This window comes from Streptosporangium sp. NPDC001559 (genome assembly GCF_042893955.1).
Lineage (GTDB): Bacteria > Actinomycetota > Actinomycetes > Streptosporangiales > Streptosporangiaceae > Streptosporangium.
The window spans coordinates 92,897-112,009 of sequence record NZ_JBIAVG010000015.1; the positions used below are offsets into that span (position 1 = coordinate 92,897).

The window sequence follows — 19,113 nt, forward strand, 5'->3', positions numbered from 1 at the left end:
TGACCCGTCGCTTCCGTGTCACCGGCCCGCAGTCGGAGCCGCCGTTCCAGATCGCCGTCTCCTGGATCCACCCCCGCGGCCTGACCGACGCCCCTGAGGTGACCGGCCAGGCCACCGGACCGGGCGACTGGCTGTACCGCTGGAACAGGCCGGACACTGGCCCATCAGCTGGATCGAATTTCATCGCGCCCGCATGCCCACCAAGGACGAGGCCGCCCTGCTGGAGATCCCCACCAGCCTGCCCGTCCTGGAGATCGTCCGCCAAGGCGTCTCCGGAGGTGACGACCAGCCCATCGAGGTCACCGAATACGTCGTGGCCAGCGACCGGGTGGAGACCGTACACGTCCTGCACCGCGACGAATCCGCCCAGCCCCCCTGGCCCAACCCCACAGACGGTGACGGTGAGCAGCCATGACCCTCACCGCCCACGCCGCCACCCGGACCCACGTCGGCCACGTCCGCCGCCGCAACGAGGACGCCGCCTACGCCGGAACCCACCTGTTCGCCGTCGCCGACGGCCTGGGCGGCCACCCCGCAGGCGACGTCGCCGCCCAGACCGTGATCGACGTCCTACGCCCCTGCGACCGCCCGGCCGACGCCGCCGATCTGCCCCACCTGCTCGGCGGCGCCATCCACACCGCCGGCGGGACCCTGCGTGAGGCCATCACCGCCGACCCCACCCTGACCGGAATGGGCACCACCCTCGTGGCCCTGATGTGGTCGGGCGCCACCGCCGTCGTGGCCAATGTCGGCGACTCGCGCGCCTACCTGCTGCCCGCCCACGCCACCCCCGGCACGCCGCTACGGCGCCTCACCGAGGACCACACCTACCGGAACCTCATCGCCGACGCCGACGCCGTACCGAACCTGCCCGCCCGCATCGCCCGCTTCCTCGACGGCCGCCCCGAAGGACGCTCCCCCGACCTGACCACCCACACCCTCTATCCCGGCGACCGGTTCCTGCTGTGCTCGGACGGCCTCACCGAGGCCGTACCCGGCAAACTCCTCACCGAGGCTCTGCGCGCACCCGCTGACCCACCCCAGATCGCCGACCACCTCATCACCCTGGCCCTCGACCACGGCGGCCCCGACAACGTCACCGTGATCGTCATCGACATGAAACCCGCCTCCTGACCGCAGGCCGTACCAGCCCGTACGACGCCGGGCCGTCGAACGAACCGTCTCTCGGCTGTCCGGCTGCCGCCGCTACGAACGCCGAGTAGACCGCTCGCATCCTTCGTCGCCCGCCGACTCACCACACAGGACACGGTCTTATGACTCCAAAGACAGGGCTGATGATCGAGTGGCCTCTGTTTCCTCCTGATCGCCTGAGAGCCGACGCTTCGTTCCTCTGGACGGTCAGGCCGGTGTGGGCGTCCTTGGGTCAGGGTCGAGTACAGGTCACCCGGGCGAACAGGTCCAGCGGAACGGAGCCGTGGTTGGTGGCGCGCACGGTCCATCCGGTGGTCGTCGGGAACGACTCGTTGAAATCGACCGCCGGATTGCCCAGTCCGCCGCCCCCGGTCGGCACCTCACCGGGTCCGCACTCGACGTGGGCGGTGCCCGTGGCGCCCTGTGCCAGCCGGGTCGGACCGCTGGCGTAGGCGGTGTGGGGCGTGTCGGCGCACCGCACGTAGGTCTGCAGAATCATGAAGCGGGGGCCGTGGTTGGTGACCCGGCCGACCCACTGCTGGCCGATGTCGGACGACTGGCTGATGTAGGCCTGTCCGCTGTCGGACCCCGTACCGCGGGCGCCCGCGTTCGGCCCGCCGCCGGTGGCCACCTGTCCCGGGTCGCAGGTCGCGCGGACGGTCGCCGTCTGCCCCGGCGGCACGTTGACGGAGGTGCCGAACCGGGTCGTGTGGCGCTGGAGAGTGCAGATCGCCACGGGGGTGAAGGTCTGCGGCGTGTCGGTCTCGTTGTAGACGTCACCGTCCCAGCCGATTCCGCTGGGCCATGTGGCGGTCAGGAACACCCCGTTGCTCGTGGTGAGCACGCCTCCTCCCGAGGGGAACCGTCCTCCCTGGCAGGGGACGTTACTCGTGCCCGCCGAGTGCGGGCCCACGGTATGAGGGATGCCCACGGTGATCGTGTGCGGAGCCTGGGCGGGGACGGGTTCCGTGTCGGCCGAGGTCTCCCCGGCGCAAAGGATGGTGGCGAACAGGGCGCCGAGCGCGGCCAAGCGAGGACGGCCCACGGTTACTCCAGGTGATCAGTGAGACGAGAATGCCAAGGTTGTCATGCCTCATACGCACAAATCAAACACGCAGAGTAATTGAAATGGGTGGTGGCGAAGGAGGGATTTTCCCCTGCCGTCCGGTATGAGCGGCAGGGGGTTGGTCCGTTGCCGGGCCTGCTGGTCGCCGCCGGACGGGGCCGGGGCCGGGGCGTGGGCCCGTTGGTCAGGCTCGCCATGCGCGGGCTCAGGCCCACTCACCACCCCAACCGAACTGCGGCTTCAACTCTCGGCTGCTCCTCACCCTGAAGGGTGCGCGGTCCGAGACCGCAGACGGTGGGTCGCCCATCACCGTCACAGGCGGCGGCCGACGGTGAGAATGGCCAGCCAGTGGCGGGTCAGCCGGCCGTCCGGGCGTACGGCCAGCAGGCGGCGCACCTCCCCGTAGAGGTGTTCGCGCTTGGACGCCTGCATGGCGATGTGGCCGGAGAAGGTGTCCAGCAGCGCGATGTACTCCTCGGCGGTGTACTCCCGCGCCCACACGTGGCGTCGCGTCCCGACGACCGTGAACAGTCCGGAGTCCTCGAACTCGGCCGCGGTCGGGTCGGGCTGTTCCTCGGGCGTCGGTGGTGGCCAGGCCGCGCCGTCACCCTCCCCCATCTCGTCGTAGACCCGCTGGATCTCGGTGAAGAAGGGGTCGAAGTCCTCGGGGAAGGCGTGCTGGGCGTCCCACACGGCCAGGTGGCCGCCGGAGGGCAGCAGGGCGGCGGCCCTGTCGTACTTCAGCCGGGGGTCGACCCACTTCCACGCGGTGGCCGCGTAGAGAAGGTCGAAGGGGGCGACGTCCCGCGGCCGCCAGGTCTCGAACGGGGCGGTGACCACCGAGACGGCGGGGAAGTCGCGTAGTTCGCGCCTTGCCTCCTCGGCGAGGGCCGCGCCGAGCTCGACCGCCGTGATCCGGAAGCCCAGCCTCGCCAGGGGGATGGTGGCCTTTCCCGGGCCGCAGCCGACTTCGAGCAGGTTCGCGGGCGGTTCGATCCCCGTCATCGTGAGCAGGTCGGCGTACAGACCGGCCGGATAGTCGGGACGCGCCCTCTGATAGTCGACGGCCACGGTGTCGAAGGTGGTTCTCAGGTGTTCCCTGGACATCCCCTCATTCTGCCGGGCGCACCGAGGGCGGGAGAGCGCTCTTCCACGAAGAAAGCGTGAAAGCTAAAGGAAATGGCCGGCCGGGTGATTTTCCGGGGGCGCGGGGAAGGGGGACGCGGCGCCGGGGAAAAGAGCTCCTCGGCCTGGCTTAGGCACGCGCCGCTCCGCGTGCCGGGGAGAAGTGGGGCCACCTCCTCATGGAACGTTCCTGTCCGGAAACCGGACAGGTCATCACCCGAGGGCGTTGCAGCAGATTACCGACGTTTGGGGAGGTCAGGGGAGGGGGCGAGCGTCCTCCACATGCCAATCGGCGTCCGAGGATAAAAGTTGTCGCCACATGCACAGTCAGGGTCAGATGACAACGGACCCAAATGATTGACGGGGGCGCCGTTAAACACACGTACAGTGATCGTTAATGATCAAGGCGTACCCGAAGGGCCATAAAACCCCAGGTCAGAGGCCATTTTTCGACGCTCCGCCCAGCGGGCGAAAGCCCGCCCGCCGCACCCGAGATGTCCGACATATATGCATATATCACCTTGTTTACAGCTTTCGGCGACGAAGGTGTTGACGGTGACACCGCCGTCGGAATACTCTCCGGAACGTCAAGAGCGCTCTTAACCGTCCCTCAACGAAGCGTTCATCACCCAGCGACGTCTTCGGTTGCGCAGAATTAGTTTTCCGCACCCAGAAAACATGCGAATAAGGAATGCCAAGGTGTTTCCCATAACCGTCTTCGGGGCCACAGAGGAAAGTCAGAAGATCTCATGATAAGGCCCGTCGTGGCCATTACCGGAGGTGCCGGATTTCTCGGCTCGCATCTCTGCGAGCGATTTCTGGCCGAGGGGTACCAGGTCATCTGCATTGACAACTTCCTCACCGGGGCCGTCGCCAACGTCGAACACCTCATGACCGACGGACACTTCCGCCTGGTACGCGCGGACGTCTCCGAGCATCTGGCCGTTGTGGGAAGGGTGGACGCCGTCCTCCACTTCGCCTCCCCCGCCTCGCCCATCGACTATCTCCGGCTTCCCATCGACACGCTGCGGGTCGGCTCGAACGGCACGTACAACGCCCTCGAACTGGCCAGGGAGAAGGGCGCGCGGTTCGTCCTCGCCTCGACCTCCGAGGCGTACGGCGACCCGCAGGTCCACCCGCAGCCGGAGACCTACTGGGGCAACGTGAACCCGGTCGGTCCGCGTGGTGTCTACGACGAGGCCAAGCGCTTCGCCGAGGCCATGACCATGGCCTTCCACAGGGCGCACGGTGTGGACACCGCGATCCTGCGGATCTTCAACACGTTCGGTCCGAGGATGCGGCCCTTCGACGGCCGCGCGATCCCGACGTTCGTCAGGCAGGCGCTGCTCGGTGAGCCGATCACGGTCGCCGGGGACGGCAGCCAGACCAGGTCGATCTGCTACGTGGACGATCTGGTCGAGGGAGTCTTCCGGGTGCTCAACTCGGACATGCCCGGCCCGGTCAACATCGGCAACCCGCACGAGATCTCCATGCTCGACCTCGCCGAGTGGATCAGGGAGCTCACCGGCACCGCCTCGCAGGTCACGTTCGTACCCCGGCCGCAGGACGACCCCGAGATCCGCCGTCCTGACATCACGCTCGCCACGACCCGGCTCGGCTGGGCGCCGAGGACGCCGGTCGAGCAGGGGCTGCGGCAGACCATCGCCTGGTTCCAGGAGCATCCGCGGCTGTGGAGCGTCGAGAACCTGGCCGGAGCGGTCTCCTAGGACGAAGGCATGAGCACCACGAGGACCGGCTACGCCGACCTGTTCCAGCAGGATCACACCCAACCGCACTGGGCCTACCACTACGCGCGACGCCTGATCGAACGGCACGGCCCCGAGCGGCGGGTGGTGATCCAGACCAGCATGTCGCCGACGGGCTGGTTCCACGTCGGCAACTTCCGCGACACCGCCTGCGCCTACCTGGTGCACCGTGCGCTGGAACGGCTCGGGCGCAGGTCGTCGATCCTGCTCAGCTTCGACGACTACGACCCGGTGCGACCGACCCAGGCCGCGGCCCAGTCCGAGCTGGCCGGGTACGGGACGCGTCCGCTGGGCGCGGTGACCGAGCGCAGCAGGCGGATCTGCCGTCGCTACATCGACGAGCTGAAGCGGATGGGCATCTGTCCCGCCGAGGCCGACGCCGACGGCCGTACCCCGGCCGGTTCTCCCTGGCAGACCCACTACCAGTACGAACGTTACCTGTCCGGCACCTACGTGCCCCTGCAGCGCCGCTACCTGCGCGGTGCCAGGAAGCTCGCCAAGCTGCTGGACCAGGCCCCCGAGCACCTGTTCACGGTCTACTGCGAGCAGTGCGGCCGGGGCAGCACCCGTAACCTGCGGCTCGGCCACGACCGGGTGCGGTACGTCTGCGAGTCCTGCGGCGCGCTCGCCACCACCAGGCGCGTCGAGCTGGTCAAGCCCTCCTGGGCGCTGGACTGGACGCTGCGGGTGACCCACGAGCGCATCGACTGCGAACCCGCCGGCCAGGACCACTGCAGCGCGGGCAGCACGATGGACCGCACCCAGCCGATCTACCGCGGTTACCTGCGCGCGCACCAGCCGGTGATCGTGCCGTACGGCCTCGTCCGCCAGCTCGGCGACCGGGGCAAGGTCTCCGGCTCCCGGGGCGGCGGCATGACGGTCGGCGACCTGCTGCGGGTGATGCCGCCCCGGCTCATCCTGTTCCTGTACGGCAGGCCGAACTGCCTGTCCGACATGCGGCTCGGTCTCGACCGGGCCTCCTTCCTCGGCGCCTACGACGCCTACGACCGGTTCCTGGCCGAGGTGCGCGAGGGCGACCCGAAGGCCGTCGCGCTCCACGAGCTCATCGCCGGGGACGGCGACACCGCCCCACTGCCCCGGATGCGGGCCGTACTCGGGCTGCTGCACTCGCACAGCTACGACGCCGAGCGGGTCGTCGCCCTGACCGGGGGAACCCCGGAGGTGGCCGAACGGGTCGGGCACGCCCTGGCCTGGCTGGCCGGGTACGGGCGGTGCTGGATCGACGAGGTCTCCGACGCGGAGCCCGGCCCGCTGCCGGCCGGGGACGCGCTGCCGGAACGCTGGGACCGCGCCTCCTACCGGGACCTCTACCTGACGTTGTTCGGCACCGAGTCCGGTCCGCCGCTGCGTCGGCTCGACAGGACGTTCGGCCGGGACGCGATCGTCGCCGCCGTCCACGCCTACCGTGACCGTGCCGAGCGCCCGCTGCGTGAGCGGGTGCTGGGCCGGCTCAGGCCAGGTGATCCCGGTGCGCGCTGAGATCATCGATCCCACGACCGATCCGGTACCCGCCGACTGGGAGATCTTCCGCAAGCAGGAGGGCCTGATCGCGGCCTGGCAGGCGCGGGCGCTCACCGCGATCGCCTGGTGCTCGACCAGCCCGGTCTACCTGGGCGTCGTACGGCAGGGCGGCCAGGTGGTCTGCCTGTTCACCGGTTCGATCGGCGGGCCGTCACGGCGGCGCGGGTACGCCGAGCCCGGCTCCATGCCGCCGGTCGGGTGGTTCGACTGCCACCTGCCGGTCGGGTTCACCGGCGGGTTCGCCTTCGCCGCCGACCTGCCCGTCGCGGAGCGGGCCGAGGCGACGGCCGCGTTCGAGAAGGCGGTGCGCCGCAGGCTGGGCAGGCGCTGCCTGGGCGTGCTGTACCGGCAGATCACCGCCGAGACGCTGCCCGTGTTCGGCCGCCGGTTCCGGCCCAGGATCACCACGGCGCCCAACACGTTGCTGCGCAACCGCTGGGCGAGCCTGGACGACTACTTCGCCGACCTGCCACGTGACCGGCGGCGCAGGCTGCTGCGGGTCCACACCGAGGCGTCCGAGCGAACCCGGGTGCTGCGGGGAACCTGCGGCATCGACGCCGCACGGGCCAGCGCGCTGGCCTGCGCCACCGTGCGCAAGCACAGCCCGTACGCCCCGCCCCTGCCCGTGCGCTACTTCGAGGCGCTCAGCGGGGAGGAGGGGGTGCGTTACTTCGGGCACCTCGACGGAGACCGGCTGCTGTCCTTCGACCTGACCTTCGACGACGGCAGGCGGCTGGTCACCACGGTGAACGGCTCGCTCGACGTGCGGGACGGCGGACGGCGCGATCTCTACTTCGACCTGTACCTGCGGGAGATCGACTACATGATCTCGCACGGCCGCGAGGGCTGCGAGTTCGGCAAGGGCATGGCCGAGCTGAAACAGCGGTTCGGCAGCGAGCTCGTCCCCCAGTCCCTGGTGATCGCCGCCTGGTGACCCAGAGCGTTTCAGAGAGGAAGAACCATGGAGTTCCCCCAGGCGCTTGACGCGCACCTGACGGCGATCCGCTCCCGTGACCTGGACGGATACCTGGAGACCGTGCACCCGGACGCGACGTTGATCCTGCCGAACGGGACGTTTCTGCGGGGTAAGGACGCCGTCGCCGAGTTCCACACCTCGTGGTTCGGCGACCCCGACTGGTCGCTGCGGACCGAGACCGTCCGGGTCTCGACGGCGGGTGAGTCGGCGTTCGCGCTGCTCTCCGTGGTCTACGACGACCTGGACCCCGAGGGCAAGCCGTACCAGAAGGAGTACTACCTGACGCTGTACTTCACGCTGGTCGAGGGCCGGTGGCTGCTTCTGCACGACCAGAACACCTTCTGCTGACATGTGGACTCGGGGGTTCTCGGAAAGGGCCTGGGAGCGGGGGTACCGGGAGACGGTGGCGCGGGCGTTCGCGGCCGTGCCGTACTACCGGGAGATGTGGGCCGTGGCGGGCGCGCGGCTCGACGAGCCCGAGGCGACGCCGGTGACGCGGCTCGACACGGTGCTCGACCGGCTGTATCCGCTGGACGCGCCGTACGTGCGGCGGCGGGAGGAGCCGCTGTGGGTCGGGGAGCCCGCCGAGCTGTTCGAGGCGCTCGAACTGACCGGCGGCCACCGGCGTGACCTGCCGCTGTTCGAGGTACGGACGTCCCTGCTGGACTGGGAGCGGATCGGTCCCGGCGGGGGGCGCTACCACGTCGTGCTCAGCGCGTCCGCCGAGGTCGCCGACCCAGAGCTCCGGCAGGGGCAGTTGCGGGCGCTGCGGGAGGCCCGTGATCCCGGGCTGCTCGCCGACGCCGCGCAACTCACCGAACTGGACGGCGGGATGGCCGGGGCCCGGGTCTTCCTGCGCCGCTCCCCCGCCGAACTCACCGAGACCCCGGAAACCGCCGAGGTCGTGCACGACGAACGGCTCGGCTACCTGGGCGCACGGCACCGGGGCTGTGGCCGTACGCACCTGAACTGGCGGCGGGTCCACGCGCGGACCGGCGGGTCGGGGCCGCTGTTCACGATGACGCGGCGGCGCAGGCCGACGCTGGCGAACGTCACCCTGCCCGGCACCGCCCACCTCACCGTCGGCCGCTGCGCCGAGCACGGCACGCCGATCCTGGACGGGGGGTCGCGATGAGCAGGCTGCGCTCGACGATCAGTCTCGCGCCCGTCGCCTACAACCTGGCCATGATCCGCAGGCAGGAGCGCCTGCCCCACGCCGAGCAGCTGCGGATCCAGTCCCGGCTGCTGCGCGAGCTGGTACGGCACGCCTACGCCGACGTCCCGCACTACCGCAGGACGCTCACCGCCGCCCAGGTCGAGGGGGTGCGCACCGCCCACGACCTGGCCGGCCTGCCGACGCTCGACCGGATCACCCTGCACGACGCCCCCGCGCGGGACATGCTCGCGGCCGGTTTCACCACGGAGAACACCCGGGCCGCCACGACCAGCGGTTCCTCCGGCATCCCGATCACGATCCGCAACTCGGAACGCGACCTGGGGTACCTGCGGGCGACCTACCTGCAGGACATGCTGGCCAACGGGCTGCGCCCGACCGACCGCATCGCCTACTTCCGGGTCATGTCGTTCCTGCGGCACCCGCTGGAGCGGTTCGGCATCCTGCGCAACCATCACATTCGCACCGACCGGCCGCTGGACGAGCAGGTCGAGGCGTTCCTCGCGGCCAGGCCGACGTTCCTGATCGGCTTCCCCAACGTCATCGCCAGCATCGTGGACGAGCTGAAGCGGCGCGGTGTCACCCACGAGGGCGTCAGGACCGTGCTGTTCGGCGGGGAGCGGCTCACCCCGACCGCCCGCGCCCACGTTCTCGACTACTTCGGCGCCTCCCACCGGGAGGTGTACGCCTCGGTCGAGGTCTTCACGATCGCCCGTACCTGCCCGGCGGGCAGCATGCACCTGCGCACCTCCGACCTGGTCGTCGAGGTCGAGCACGACGACGGGACCGTCTCCGTCGAGGACGGCGTCGGGGAGATCCTGGTGACCAGGCTGCGCAGCGAGGCGATGCCGCTGATCCGCTACCGGCTCGGTGACCGGGTGCGGATCTCCCCCAACGACTGCCCCTGCGGGGTCGCGACCACCCCGATCGTGCGGGAGGTCGTCGGCCGCAGTCAGGACCGCATCGTCGCCGCCGACGGCAGGCGTTACTACGGCGACTTCATCTCCACCGTCATCCAGGACTTCTCCCAGGTCGTCCGGCTGCAGATACTCCAGCCGCGACCGGGGGCGGTCGAGGTGCTCGTGATCCTGTCCGAGGACGCGCCCGACGAGGCGACCGCCGACATCGAGCGGGAGGTCCGGCGCAGAGCGCCCGGCCTGGACGTCACCGTACGGCGCACACATCGGATCACTCCAGAAGCCAACGGAAAGATCAAGCTTGTGAAGGTGCTCACCCCCACCGGGGAACGTGCGCCTTCCGGGGGTCCTGCCTCAGCGGAGGGCGGACCGTTACCACAGAAAGGTCGGATGTCAGATGTCGCTGAAGGAAACGATTGACCAGCGTCTCGCCGAGCACCTGGAGACCACCTACACCGACGAGCACGCCGTGCGTAAACTCTCGCAGCACTTCCGCCGCGAGGGTTACGTGAAGCTGCCCGAGCTGGTCTCCAAGGACCTGTTCCAGGAGGTCAGCACGGAGGTCCACCGGCTGCTCGACCTGCACGAGAAGCGGATCGACATCCAGCTCGCCGAGACGGGTAACTCCCCCCGTTACATGAGCACGATCAGCCAGCAGGCCATCGCCAAGGACAGCGAGCTCATCCCCGCCGTCTACGAGTCGCAGGCGCTGATGGGCTTCCTGTCCAGGATCGCGGCCCAGCCGGTCATGCAGTGCCCGTGGGAGGAGGAGAAGTACATCGCCATCCGCCAGCACAAGCAGGGTGACACACACGGCTGGCACTGGGGTGACTTCAGCTTCACCGTGATCTGGATCATCGAGGCCCCCGAGGCCAAGTACGGCGGTCAGCTCCAGTGTGTCCCGCACACCGACTGGAACAAGCAGGACCCGCGCGTCGAGGAGTACCTCCAGGCCCACCCGATCAGGACCTGGGGACACGTCACCGGTGACCTGTACTTCCTGCGGTCCGACACCACGTTGCACCGCACCATCCCGCTGAACGCGGACAAGACCCGCATCATCCTCAACACCTGCTGGGGCAGTGAGTCCGACAGCAAGAAGGAAGCCACCCACGAGACCATGCACGCGATGTTCGACTGACCGATGGCTGACTCCGTGCGTTCGATGGACACACGGGTGAAGCGGGGGGCGGGCCGTGTCCCGCCCCCCGGCATCACCGCGATGGTCCCCTGCTACAACGAGATCGCCTGCGTCGATCGTGCCTACCGGGAGATCCGGGCCGAACTGTCGAGGTACGACGACGCCGAGCTGCTGTTCGTCGACGACGGCAGCACCGACGGCACGCTTGAGGCGATCAAGGGGTTCGCCGCCGAGGACCCCCAGGTGAAGTACATCTCCTTCGCCAGGAACTTCGGTCTTGAGGCGGCCTTCTCCGCGGGGTTCAAGTACGCCTCGAAACCGTGGACGGTCCAGTTCGACGCCGACCTGCAGTCGCCGCCGCACGAGATGCACCGTCTGGTGGAGAAGGCGCTCGAAGGGTACGACGTGGTCTTCGCCGTACGCGAGAACCGGCAGGACCCGTGGCACCGGCGGCTCGGCACCTGGGCGCACCAGACGATCGCCAGGAAGTGGCTGGGCATCGAGCTGCCCCAGGGGGCGTCGGTCTTCCGGATCGTCCGCACGAGCGTGGCGCACAAGGTGGTGGACAGCAGGCTGTCCACGCCGTACTTCATCGCCACCGCGCCGTTGCTCGGCGCCCGTTACACCACGTTGCCCACCGCGCACCAGCCCCGCCTCGACGGCCAGGGCAAGTGGAATCTGCGCAAACTGTTCTCGCACGCCGTCGAACTGTTCTTCGGGTTCTCGTTCCGGCCGCTGACCTGGCTGATCGGCCTGTCCGCGGCGGTGATGGCCATCGGTACGGCGGTGCTCGCGCTGGTGCTCGCCGGGGGGCTCGGGGCCGTCGCGGTCGAACTGGCCGGGCTGGTGGCCGTACTGGTCACCCTCGCCCTGCTGATGGTGATCGCGCGTTACCTCGTGCGGGTGATGCGGGTGCAGGCCATCGGCGTGCCCCGCTACCAGATCCGGGAGGCCAACATCCCGATCCGCGCGCAGGAAGCCCTCTACGGCTACGAGACACCCGACGTCAGCGGTCACTTCAGAGAACCAGAGGTCTGGGAGGACGCCAGTTGAGAAACCTCATCGTGCTCGGCGGGGGCGAGGACCAGATCCCCGCGTACCGGGAGGGCCGCAGGCTCGGCTACCGGGTGATCGGCGTCGACCAGCGCCCCGACGCGCTCGGCGCCGCCGAGGCCGACCACTTCCTCTGCATGACCAGCAGGGACCCCGAGGGCATCGCCCGCGCCCTGGGGCCGATCGAGGTCGCGGCCGTCATCTCCCCCGCCAGCGACGCCGCCCAGGAGTCGGTCGCCGAGCTGAGCCGCATCTACCGGACCGCGCACCAGGTCGCGCCGGACGCGCTGCGCTGCTCGGTCGACAAGGGCTTCTTCCGTGAGGTGGTCGCCCGGGTCGGGCTGCCCACCTACCGGCACGTCCAGCACGACGACGTGGACAGCCTCATGACGGCGGCGGCCGAGCTGGGCTACCCGCTGATCGTCAAACCCGCCGACTCCTCCGGCAGCAAGGGGATCACCGTCCTCGACGACCCCGCCGACCTGCCGGGCGCTCTCGACTACGCCCGCAAGTACTCCTTCTCCCGGCAGGTGATCCTGGAGGAGCTCATCGAGGGCAGGCACGGCGCCGTCGAGTGCTTCCTGGCCGGGGGCGAGCTGGCGTTCATGGCGGTGACCGACCGGGTCATCACCGGGCCGCCCGCGATGATCAGCGTGGCGCACACCGTCCCGGCCGACCTCGACGAGGACGTCCACACGCGGCTGCGTGAGGCGGTCGTCGCGATCTGCGCCGAGGTCGGGCACCGGCAGGGGCCGGTCAACCTCGACTTCGTGCTCACCCCGGGCGGCGACATCCACCTCATCGAGATGGGCGCCAGGCTCGGCGGCAACGGCATGCCGCTGATGGTCAGGCACGCCTTCGGGCTGAACACCGTCGAGGCCGCCATCCGGCTGGCCCTCGGCGAGCCGCTGACGATCGACGTCACCGAGCACCGTACGGCGACGCTGCGGATCCTGGCGGCAGAGACCGACGGGACGCTCACCGCCGTCGAGGGACTCGACGCCCTGCGGCGGATGCCCGAGGTCGTCGAGGTGCAGGTGTTCAAGGCACCCGGTGACCACGTGAACGCCTACACGCAGGCGGGACACAAACTTGGCTACCTGGTGATGGTGGCCGACACGCGCGAGGCGCTCGACGAGGCCGTCGACCGGGCTCTGCGCACCCTCCGATTCGAGATCGAGCCTGACACGAGAGGTCAACGATGCTCCCCCGCAAGCCCCTCGGCTTCCTGATATTCGTCGCGCTGGCCGTCGCCGCCGCCGCCTTCGTCTGGTTCGGCCTGCCGCACGACCGGGAGGTGAAGTCACTCGGGCTGTTCCTGGTGAAGCTGCTGCCGTTCGTCTTCGCCACCGAGGCCCTGGCCAGGCTCGACGTGGACTGGGCCAAGCGGCTCAAGCTCCCGCTGATCACGCTGCCGGTGGCGTTCCTGGTGTTCTTCCTCTACTTCGTGCCGAAGATCTTCTTCTACGGCGGTGTGGAGACCGGGACCAGGGAGTCCTTCTACGCGCTGTACTACCACGTGCTCACGCTGACCCCGCTGATCATCCTGACGATCGCGCTGGCCAACCGGCTCGGCGGCGGCACCCCGGGCCTCACCCGCAGGCTCTCCTACGGCATGCTGCTGCTGATGCTGTCCGGCCTTGAGGACTTCGCCTTCCTCACGGTCAACGACCACACCGACCCGGCCTACGCCACCATCCCCGCCGTGTGGGACTGGGCCTCGCACATGACCGTGTTCATCGGCCACCCGCCGACCAGGAACGAGGCCTACGCCTTCATCATCGTGCACGTCATCCTGGCGCTGCTGGTGTTCTTCAGCCCCCAGCGCTGGTGGGACGCGCTGGCCAACCGGGTCAGGCCGCGCGGGACGCGGTCGGAGAGCGCGTAACGATGCTGGTCCGGGAGGCGGCATACATACCGCTCACCATCGCCCGGCAGTACGGCGGCGCGGCCGGGCTGCGCCGCCGTCAGCTCAACGGGCTCAACCGGATGCTCGACGTGGCCCGTACCCGGGTGCCCTACTACCGCGACGACCCCCGCTACGCCGGGGGCCCGCTGCGGAGCCTGGCCGACCTGGCGCGCCTTCCGGTGCTGGACAAGCAGGTGCTCCGCGACGAGCCGCTCGAACGCATGCTCGCCGACGGCGTCGACCTGGACGACTGCCTGTCCTTCCAGACCAGCGGGAGCACCGGGCGCCGGGTCAGGATCGTGCACGACCAGGACAGCCACGACTACCACATGGCCGCCTGCGTGCGCCGGTTCCTGGCGACCGGCCGCTACCTGCCGACCGACCGGCTCAGTCACATCCGCCCGTTCGCGCCGCCGGCCCGCATGTTCGAGAGGTTCAACCTGTTCCGCAGGCACGTGATCCTCTCCAACCGGCCGATGCGGGAGATCAAGGCGGAGCTGCTGGCCAACCGGCCCAAGGTGCTGATCGGCTACCCGGTCCACCTGCGGGCGCTGCTGCGGGCTCTCACCCCGGAGGAGATGGCCCGGCTGCGCCGTACGCTGCGGATCGTCATGACCGAGTCCGAACTGCTGCTGCCCGAACACCGGAAGCTGTTCCAGGAGCAGTTCGGCGCCCCGGTCTTCGACGAGTACTCGGCGTTCGAGGTGCTCAACGTCACCTACGACTGCCGTCACGGCCGCGCCCACCTGGGTGAGGACCGGGTGTACTGCGAGATCGTGGGCGACGACGGCGCCGTGCTGCCCGACGGGGAGCCGGGCAACGTCGTCGTGACGGCCTTCCTCGAACGCGCCATGCCGCTGGTCCGCTACAAGCTGGGCGACATCGGGTTCATCTCCCCGGAGCGGTGCCCCTGCGGCCGTCGTTTCCGCACCCTGCGGCTGACCACGGGGCGGAGCAACGACTACGTCACGCTCCCCTCGGGGGAGAAGCTCTACCCGGACGCGTTCCTGCACCTGGCCGCCACCCATCCCGGGGTCAGCGAGTGCTTCGTGCACCAGGACGCGACGGGCCTGGTGCGGGTGCACGTGGTCCCGGCGGACGAGACGGGCGAGGAGGTGTACACGACCGTACGGCAGAAGCTGTTCACCCTGGCCGGAGGGGAGTTCCCGCTTGAGGTCGTGCCCGCCGAGACCGTACGGATCACCGTCGGAGGAAAGGGAAGGTTCGTCACCTCCGACTACGCCGCCCCCCTCACATGAGGCTGCCGGGCACTCCGAAGACACGGGCCCTGGTGATGCTGCTCGGCGGACGGGCGGCGTTCCGGGGCACCGTGCTGCTGTCCAACCTGGCGTTGCTGGCCGCCTGGGGGGCGAACGGGTACGCCGACTACGCCCAGGCCATGGGCAGCATGATGTTCCTGGCACCGCTGGCCTCGATCGGCATCGAGAAGTGCGCGCTGAAGCTGATCCCGAGGCTGCGGTCCACCGTCGCCTCACTGCTGGTCGGTGTCTTCGTCACGCTCTGCGCGCTGCTGCTGACCGTGGCGCTCACCGTGCTGGCGACCACGGTCGCCCTCGGCCACTCCGGCCACTGGGAGACCGCCGGGCTGGCCGGGCTGTACGCGATCTGCGTCGGCCTCACCCAGGTGATGGTCGGCCTGTCCAGGGCCCTCGGCAAGCCGAAACGGGACGTGGCCGCCCATCTGACGCTCTGCGCGGCGCTGGCCTGCTGGACGGCCGTGGTGGTCGTCCTCAAGGTCTCCCCGGTGACGTTCCTGACGTTGACCGTGGCCACGATGGCCACGGTCAACGTGGTGCTGCTGGTCATGCTGCGGCCCCGGTTCGACGGGCTGCGGCGCCGTACGCTCGTGCGGGCCGCGATGCGGACGTCGCTACTGATGGCGATTCCCGACCTGGTCGGCGGCCTGTCGATGAGCCTGCTGTTCGTGGCGCTCTCGGTGACCGGCGCGCGGGCCGAGAGCACCGGCCTCTACATGGCCTCCGTCGCCTCGGCCCTGTTGCTGAACGCCTTCTCCTACCTGCTGCGCGTCCTGCAGCCCGACGTCTCACGCTCCCTGAACCAGCGCGACCTGACCGCGACCTACGACCGGCTGTCCCGCTGGCTGCGGCTGCTGGTGCTGGCCGGGGTGGTGTACGTGCCGGCCGTACTGGCGCTGGCGCTGGCGGTGCTGCGGCCGTACGGCGGGGCCGGGGTCGTCATCGTCTACGCGGCGTGCGTGCCGGTCATCTTCGCGGTCGGCAGCGCCAACTACGTGATGGAGAACGCCAGCGCCGGGGCCCTGGCCGCGACCTCGGCGGGGGCGGCCGTCTCGCTGGTCGCGGTCGGGGCGCTGGCCTTCTCGATCGTGCCGTGGGCGGGCGCGCTCGGCGCGGTGACCGTGCTGGCCTTCGGCGAACTCGTCCACGCCCTGGTGATCCTGCGCTGGCTGCGCACCGCTCGGGGCCGCCTGGAAAAACCCGCGTCTCACATCCTCATCGGTGAAAGGAAGTAGTCCCATGACCTACACCTCGCTCGTCACCGGGGGTGCCGGGTTCATCGGCTCCCACGTCGCGGCCGACCTGCTCCGCGCCGGTCACCGGGTCGTGGTGCTCGACGACCTGTCCGGCGGGACCGCCGGGAACGTCCCGGCCGGTGCCCACTTCCACCAGGGCGACATCTGCGACCCGGGCGTGGTCGACGCCCTGTTCGCCGAGTGGAGGTTCGACCACGTGTTCCACCTGGCGGCCTACGCCGCCGAGGGACTCAGCCACTTCATCAAGCGCTACAACTACACCAACAACGTGGTCGGCAGCGTCAACCTCATCAACGCGGCCGTCAACTCCGGCAACGTCCGCTGCTTCGTCTTCACCTCCTCCATCGCCGTGTACGGCCACGCCGAACCGCCGATGACCGAGGACCTGATCCCCTCCCCGGTCGACCCGTACGGCATCGCCAAGTACGCCGTCGAGCAGGAACTGAAGGTCAGCCACGAGATGTTCGGCCTGCCGTACATCATCTTCCGCCCGCACAACGTGTACGGCGAGCGGCAGAACATCGGCGACCGCTACCGCAACGTCATCGGCATCTTCATGAACCAGATCCTGCGCGGCGAGGAGTGCGTCATCTTCGGCGACGGCGAGCAGACCAGGGCCTTCAGCCACATCGACGACGTGGCGCCGCCCATCGCCCGTTCGATCGAGAACCCCCGGGCCTACGGGCAGACCTTCAACATCGGGGGCGACACGCCGTACACCGTCAACGAGCTGGCCGAGGCGGTCGCCGCGGCGATGGGCGTCGAGGCGCGCGTGCGGCACGTCGAGGCCAGGCACGAGGTCGTGCACGCCTTCTCCTCGCACGACAGGGCCCGCGAGATCCTCGGCGTCGGCGCCGGCTCCGTCCCCCTGTCGGAAGGCCTCACCCAGATGGCCGCCTGGGCCAAGAAGCACGGCCCCCAGGAGCCCTCGATCTTCTCCGGCATAGAGGTGTCCAAGAACATGCCTCCGTCCTGGCAGTCCGTCGTCACCTCCGACTGACCCTCGTTCCTCCCCCGAAGCGCCACCTCCGCGTGGCGCTTCGGCGCTTCTCCGGTGGCGTACCGGGTGATGCTTCGGGGAAATCCCCTCCTCGTCACCGGCTCCTCCATGCGTGCGGTAAACACGCCTCAAAAATTATCCGCAATATCCACTTATGCGTTGGTTTATGCCTGCCGTGGGCACCATGGCCCGCATGGAAAGAAAGCTGCAGGTTTTCGCCGTGGCGGCGACCGCGGCGTCCGTGCTGACCGGCCCGGCGGCACCCGGCTCCGGGGCCGCCCCCACGCCCGAGGCGAAGATCGTCGCCACGGGCCTGAAGGATCCGTACGAGCTGATCGTGGGCCCCGACGGTCACCTGTGGCTCACGGAGAAGAGCGGGCTGAAGGTCAAGCGGGTCAAACCGGACACCGGCGCGGTGAGCACCGTGCTGGATCTGTCCGGCCAGGCGGTCCACACCCCGACGAGCAAGGACGGACTGCTCGGGCTGGCCCTGCACCCCGACTTCGATAAGGGGAAGGGCACCGACTACGTGTACCTGTCCTACACCTACAGGGGCAAAGACGGGAACAACACCAAACTCACCCGATACACCTGGGCCGACGGCAGACTGACCGGCGCCCACGACATCCTCACCGGGCTGCCTTCCAGCGTCGACCACCAGTCCGCCCGCCTGCGGTACGGGCCGGACGGCATGCTCTACTACACGATCGGCGACCAGGGCAACAATTACGACACGCGTCACTGCCTGCCCAACCACGCGCAGACCCTGCCCACCAGCGATCAGGTCGCCGGCAGGAACTGGACGGCCTACCAGGGCAAGGTGCTGCGGATGACGCCCGACGGCTCGATCCCCGGCGACAACCCCGTGCTCGACGGGGTGCGCAGTCACGTCTACGCCTACGGCTTCCGCAATCCCGACGGGATGGTCTTCAAAGGCGGACGGCTGTTCGTGGCCGATCAGGGGCCGAGCACCGACGACGAGCTCAACGAGATCAAGGCGGGAAAGAACTACGGCTGGCCCCACATCGCCGGATACAAGGACGACCAGGCCTACGTCTACGGTGACTGGGCCAAGGCGCCCGACTGCGCCAAACTGCCCTACGACCCCAACAAGATCCCTCCGCAGGTGCCGCAGACCAAGGAGAGCGCCTTCACCCAGGCCGTCCAGAGCCCGCTGACGACGTACGGCACGACCGTCGGGAACGGCCACGACTTCGGCCTCACACCGCCGTGCACCGAGGAGAAACTCGCCTACATGTGCTGGCCCACCCTGGCGCCCTCAAGCGTGGAGGTCGCGGGCGACGACCTGGCGGTCACCATGCTCAAGGAAGGCATCGTCCACCGGGTCTCCGGGGAGGGCGACACGATCAAGGGCAAGCTGTACCGGACCATCAATCGCTACCGCGACACGGCCATCAGTCCCGATGGCAGAACCCTCTACATCGCCGTCGACTCCGCCGGCGTGACCAGGGACCAGCGCGGAGCGCCCACCACCCGCCTGGCGGACCCCGGCGCGATCCTGGCGGTGCCGTACCAGCCCTGACCGGCGCCGGGCCGTGGTCACCACGGACACCGGCCGGAACACGACAAGGAGGAGATCATGAACGAGCGGAACGAGCCCGCCGAGGCTCGCCGGGAACCGGCACACGACCACGACGGGCGGGCCGCCTGGCACAGGCCCTCCTACCACGTCATCGAGGCGTCCATGGAGGTGTCGGCCTACTTCCTGGCCGACCGATAAGCCGGGCCGGGCGTCGAG

19 protein-coding genes are annotated in these 19,113 nt (G+C 69.3%); 17 read left to right on the forward strand and 2 right to left on the reverse strand.

From position 1 onward, the window contains the following. Positions 1 to 193: 193 nt before the first annotated feature. Together ACFYY8_RS29915 and ACFYY8_RS29920 are read left to right on the forward strand one after the other, a co-directional pair. Positions 194 to 415 carry a hypothetical protein gene (locus tag ACFYY8_RS29915; protein ID WP_390046623.1) on the forward strand — a complete coding sequence of 74 codons (222 nt, stop codon included), beginning with the start codon at positions 194 to 196 and terminating at the stop codon, positions 413 to 415. Next, on the forward strand, positions 412 to 1,134 hold the full coding sequence (locus tag ACFYY8_RS29920; protein ID WP_390046625.1) for a PP2C family protein-serine/threonine phosphatase: 723 nt from the start codon (positions 412 to 414) through the stop codon (positions 1,132 to 1,134). The genes ACFYY8_RS29915 and ACFYY8_RS29920 overlap by 4 nt, the downstream gene beginning before the upstream one ends. A gap of 250 nt (positions 1,135 to 1,384) precedes the next feature. Here the strand turns inward: ACFYY8_RS29920 and ACFYY8_RS29925 are convergent, their stop codons facing one another. After that, positions 1,385 to 2,197, reverse strand: coding sequence for a hypothetical protein (locus ACFYY8_RS29925; RefSeq protein WP_390046627.1), 813 nt, complete (start codon positions 2,195 to 2,197; stop codon positions 1,385 to 1,387). A gap of 333 nt (positions 2,198 to 2,530) precedes the next feature. Next, positions 2,531 to 3,325 carry a class I SAM-dependent methyltransferase gene (locus tag ACFYY8_RS29930; RefSeq protein WP_390046629.1) on the reverse strand — a complete coding sequence of 265 codons (795 nt, stop codon included), beginning with the start codon at positions 3,323 to 3,325 and terminating at the stop codon, positions 2,531 to 2,533. A gap of 767 nt (positions 3,326 to 4,092) precedes the next feature. Between ACFYY8_RS29930 and ACFYY8_RS29935 the strand changes: the two genes are divergently transcribed. The 15 genes from ACFYY8_RS29935 (at position 4,093) to ACFYY8_RS30005 (ending at position 19,095) form a co-directional block, all read left to right on the forward strand. After that, positions 4,093 to 5,070, forward strand: coding sequence for a UDP-glucuronic acid decarboxylase family protein (locus ACFYY8_RS29935; protein WP_352014354.1), 978 nt, complete (start codon positions 4,093 to 4,095; stop codon positions 5,068 to 5,070). 9 nt (positions 5,071 to 5,079) lie between these two features. Further along, on the forward strand, positions 5,080 to 6,609 hold the full coding sequence (locus tag ACFYY8_RS29940) for a hypothetical protein (RefSeq protein WP_390046632.1): 1,530 nt from the start codon (positions 5,080 to 5,082) through the stop codon (positions 6,607 to 6,609). Continuing rightward, on the forward strand, positions 6,599 to 7,585 hold the full coding sequence (locus ACFYY8_RS29945; protein ID WP_390046634.1) for a hypothetical protein: 987 nt from the start codon (positions 6,599 to 6,601) through the stop codon (positions 7,583 to 7,585). The genes ACFYY8_RS29940 and ACFYY8_RS29945 overlap by 11 nt, the downstream gene beginning before the upstream one ends. Before the next feature lie 27 nt (positions 7,586 to 7,612). Continuing rightward, positions 7,613 to 7,975 (forward strand): YybH family protein, encoded by a 363-nt coding sequence (locus ACFYY8_RS29950; protein ID WP_390046636.1) that lies wholly within the window; start codon positions 7,613 to 7,615, stop codon positions 7,973 to 7,975. Position 7,976: 1 nt separating this feature from the next. Then, positions 7,977 to 8,762 (forward strand): hypothetical protein, encoded by a 786-nt coding sequence (locus tag ACFYY8_RS29955; RefSeq protein ID WP_390046638.1) that lies wholly within the window; start codon positions 7,977 to 7,979, stop codon positions 8,760 to 8,762. Continuing rightward, positions 8,759 to 10,138, forward strand: coding sequence for a phenylacetate--CoA ligase family protein (locus ACFYY8_RS29960; protein ID WP_390046640.1), 1,380 nt, complete (start codon positions 8,759 to 8,761; stop codon positions 10,136 to 10,138). Before ACFYY8_RS29955 ends, ACFYY8_RS29960 begins: the two co-directional genes overlap by 4 nt. Beyond that, positions 10,116 to 10,859, forward strand: coding sequence for a hypothetical protein (locus tag ACFYY8_RS29965; protein WP_390046642.1), 744 nt, complete (start codon positions 10,116 to 10,118; stop codon positions 10,857 to 10,859). Before ACFYY8_RS29960 ends, ACFYY8_RS29965 begins: the two co-directional genes overlap by 23 nt. A 3-nt stretch (positions 10,860 to 10,862) precedes the next feature. After that, on the forward strand, positions 10,863 to 11,912 hold the full coding sequence (locus ACFYY8_RS29970) for a glycosyltransferase family 2 protein (RefSeq protein WP_390046644.1): 1,050 nt from the start codon (positions 10,863 to 10,865) through the stop codon (positions 11,910 to 11,912). Further along, the gene (locus ACFYY8_RS29975) at positions 11,909 to 13,144 is read left to right on the forward strand and encodes an ATP-grasp domain-containing protein (protein ID WP_390046646.1); all 1,236 of its coding nucleotides are present in this window, start codon (positions 11,909 to 11,911) and stop codon (positions 13,142 to 13,144) included. Before ACFYY8_RS29970 ends, ACFYY8_RS29975 begins: the two co-directional genes overlap by 4 nt. Beyond that, the gene (locus ACFYY8_RS29980) at positions 13,114 to 13,800 is read left to right on the forward strand and encodes a hypothetical protein (RefSeq protein ID WP_390046648.1); all 687 of its coding nucleotides are present in this window, start codon (positions 13,114 to 13,116) and stop codon (positions 13,798 to 13,800) included. The genes ACFYY8_RS29975 and ACFYY8_RS29980 overlap by 31 nt, the downstream gene beginning before the upstream one ends. A 2-nt stretch (positions 13,801 to 13,802) precedes the next feature. Further along, positions 13,803 to 15,080, forward strand: a complete 1,278-nt coding sequence (locus ACFYY8_RS29985) for a phenylacetate--CoA ligase family protein (protein WP_390046650.1) — start codon at positions 13,803 to 13,805, stop codon at positions 15,078 to 15,080. Continuing rightward, positions 15,077 to 16,333, forward strand: a complete 1,257-nt coding sequence (locus tag ACFYY8_RS29990) for a hypothetical protein (RefSeq protein ID WP_390046652.1) — start codon at positions 15,077 to 15,079, stop codon at positions 16,331 to 16,333. Before ACFYY8_RS29985 ends, ACFYY8_RS29990 begins: the two co-directional genes overlap by 4 nt. A 4-nt stretch (positions 16,334 to 16,337) precedes the next feature. After that, positions 16,338 to 17,354: an NAD-dependent epimerase/dehydratase family protein gene (locus ACFYY8_RS29995; RefSeq protein ID WP_390046654.1), complete on the forward strand. Its 1,017-nt coding sequence runs from the start codon at positions 16,338 to 16,340 to the stop codon at positions 17,352 to 17,354. 193 nt (positions 17,355 to 17,547) lie between these two features. Continuing rightward, positions 17,548 to 18,897 (forward strand): glucose/sorbosone family PQQ-dependent dehydrogenase, encoded by a 1,350-nt coding sequence (locus ACFYY8_RS30000; protein WP_390046656.1) that lies wholly within the window; start codon positions 17,548 to 17,550, stop codon positions 18,895 to 18,897. A gap of 57 nt (positions 18,898 to 18,954) precedes the next feature. Then, positions 18,955 to 19,095, forward strand: coding sequence for a hypothetical protein (locus ACFYY8_RS30005; RefSeq protein WP_390046658.1), 141 nt, complete (start codon positions 18,955 to 18,957; stop codon positions 19,093 to 19,095). Positions 19,096 to 19,113 lie beyond the last annotated feature (18 nt).

Coding starts and splice junctions, on each gene's coding strand:
- ACFYY8_RS29950 (WP_390046636.1), top strand. CDS start 7,613: ATGGAGTTCCCCCAGGCGCTTGACGCGCACCTGACGGCGATCCGCTCC.
- ACFYY8_RS29935 (WP_352014354.1), top strand. CDS start 4,093: ATGATAAGGCCCGTCGTGGCCATTACCGGAGGTGCCGGATTTCTCGGC.
- ACFYY8_RS29960 (WP_390046640.1), top strand. CDS start 8,759: ATGAGCAGGCTGCGCTCGACGATCAGTCTCGCGCCCGTCGCCTACAAC.
- ACFYY8_RS29980 (WP_390046648.1), top strand. CDS start 13,114: ATGCTCCCCCGCAAGCCCCTCGGCTTCCTGATATTCGTCGCGCTGGCC.
- ACFYY8_RS29970 (WP_390046644.1), top strand. CDS start 10,863: ATGGCTGACTCCGTGCGTTCGATGGACACACGGGTGAAGCGGGGGGCG.
- ACFYY8_RS29990 (WP_390046652.1), top strand. CDS start 15,077: ATGAGGCTGCCGGGCACTCCGAAGACACGGGCCCTGGTGATGCTGCTC.
- ACFYY8_RS29915 (WP_390046623.1), top strand. CDS start 194: ATGCCCACCAAGGACGAGGCCGCCCTGCTGGAGATCCCCACCAGCCTG.
- ACFYY8_RS30005 (WP_390046658.1), top strand. CDS start 18,955: ATGAACGAGCGGAACGAGCCCGCCGAGGCTCGCCGGGAACCGGCACAC.
- ACFYY8_RS29965 (WP_390046642.1), top strand. CDS start 10,116: ATGTCGCTGAAGGAAACGATTGACCAGCGTCTCGCCGAGCACCTGGAG.
- ACFYY8_RS29920 (WP_390046625.1), top strand. CDS start 412: ATGACCCTCACCGCCCACGCCGCCACCCGGACCCACGTCGGCCACGTC.
- ACFYY8_RS29995 (WP_390046654.1), top strand. CDS start 16,338: ATGACCTACACCTCGCTCGTCACCGGGGGTGCCGGGTTCATCGGCTCC.
- ACFYY8_RS29985 (WP_390046650.1), top strand. CDS start 13,803: ATGCTGGTCCGGGAGGCGGCATACATACCGCTCACCATCGCCCGGCAG.
- ACFYY8_RS29955 (WP_390046638.1), top strand. CDS start 7,977: ATGTGGACTCGGGGGTTCTCGGAAAGGGCCTGGGAGCGGGGGTACCGG.
- ACFYY8_RS29940 (WP_390046632.1), top strand. CDS start 5,080: ATGAGCACCACGAGGACCGGCTACGCCGACCTGTTCCAGCAGGATCAC.
- ACFYY8_RS29930 (WP_390046629.1), bottom strand. CDS start 3,325: ATGTCCAGGGAACACCTGAGAACCACCTTCGACACCGTGGCCGTCGAC.
- ACFYY8_RS30000 (WP_390046656.1), top strand. CDS start 17,548: ATGGAAAGAAAGCTGCAGGTTTTCGCCGTGGCGGCGACCGCGGCGTCC.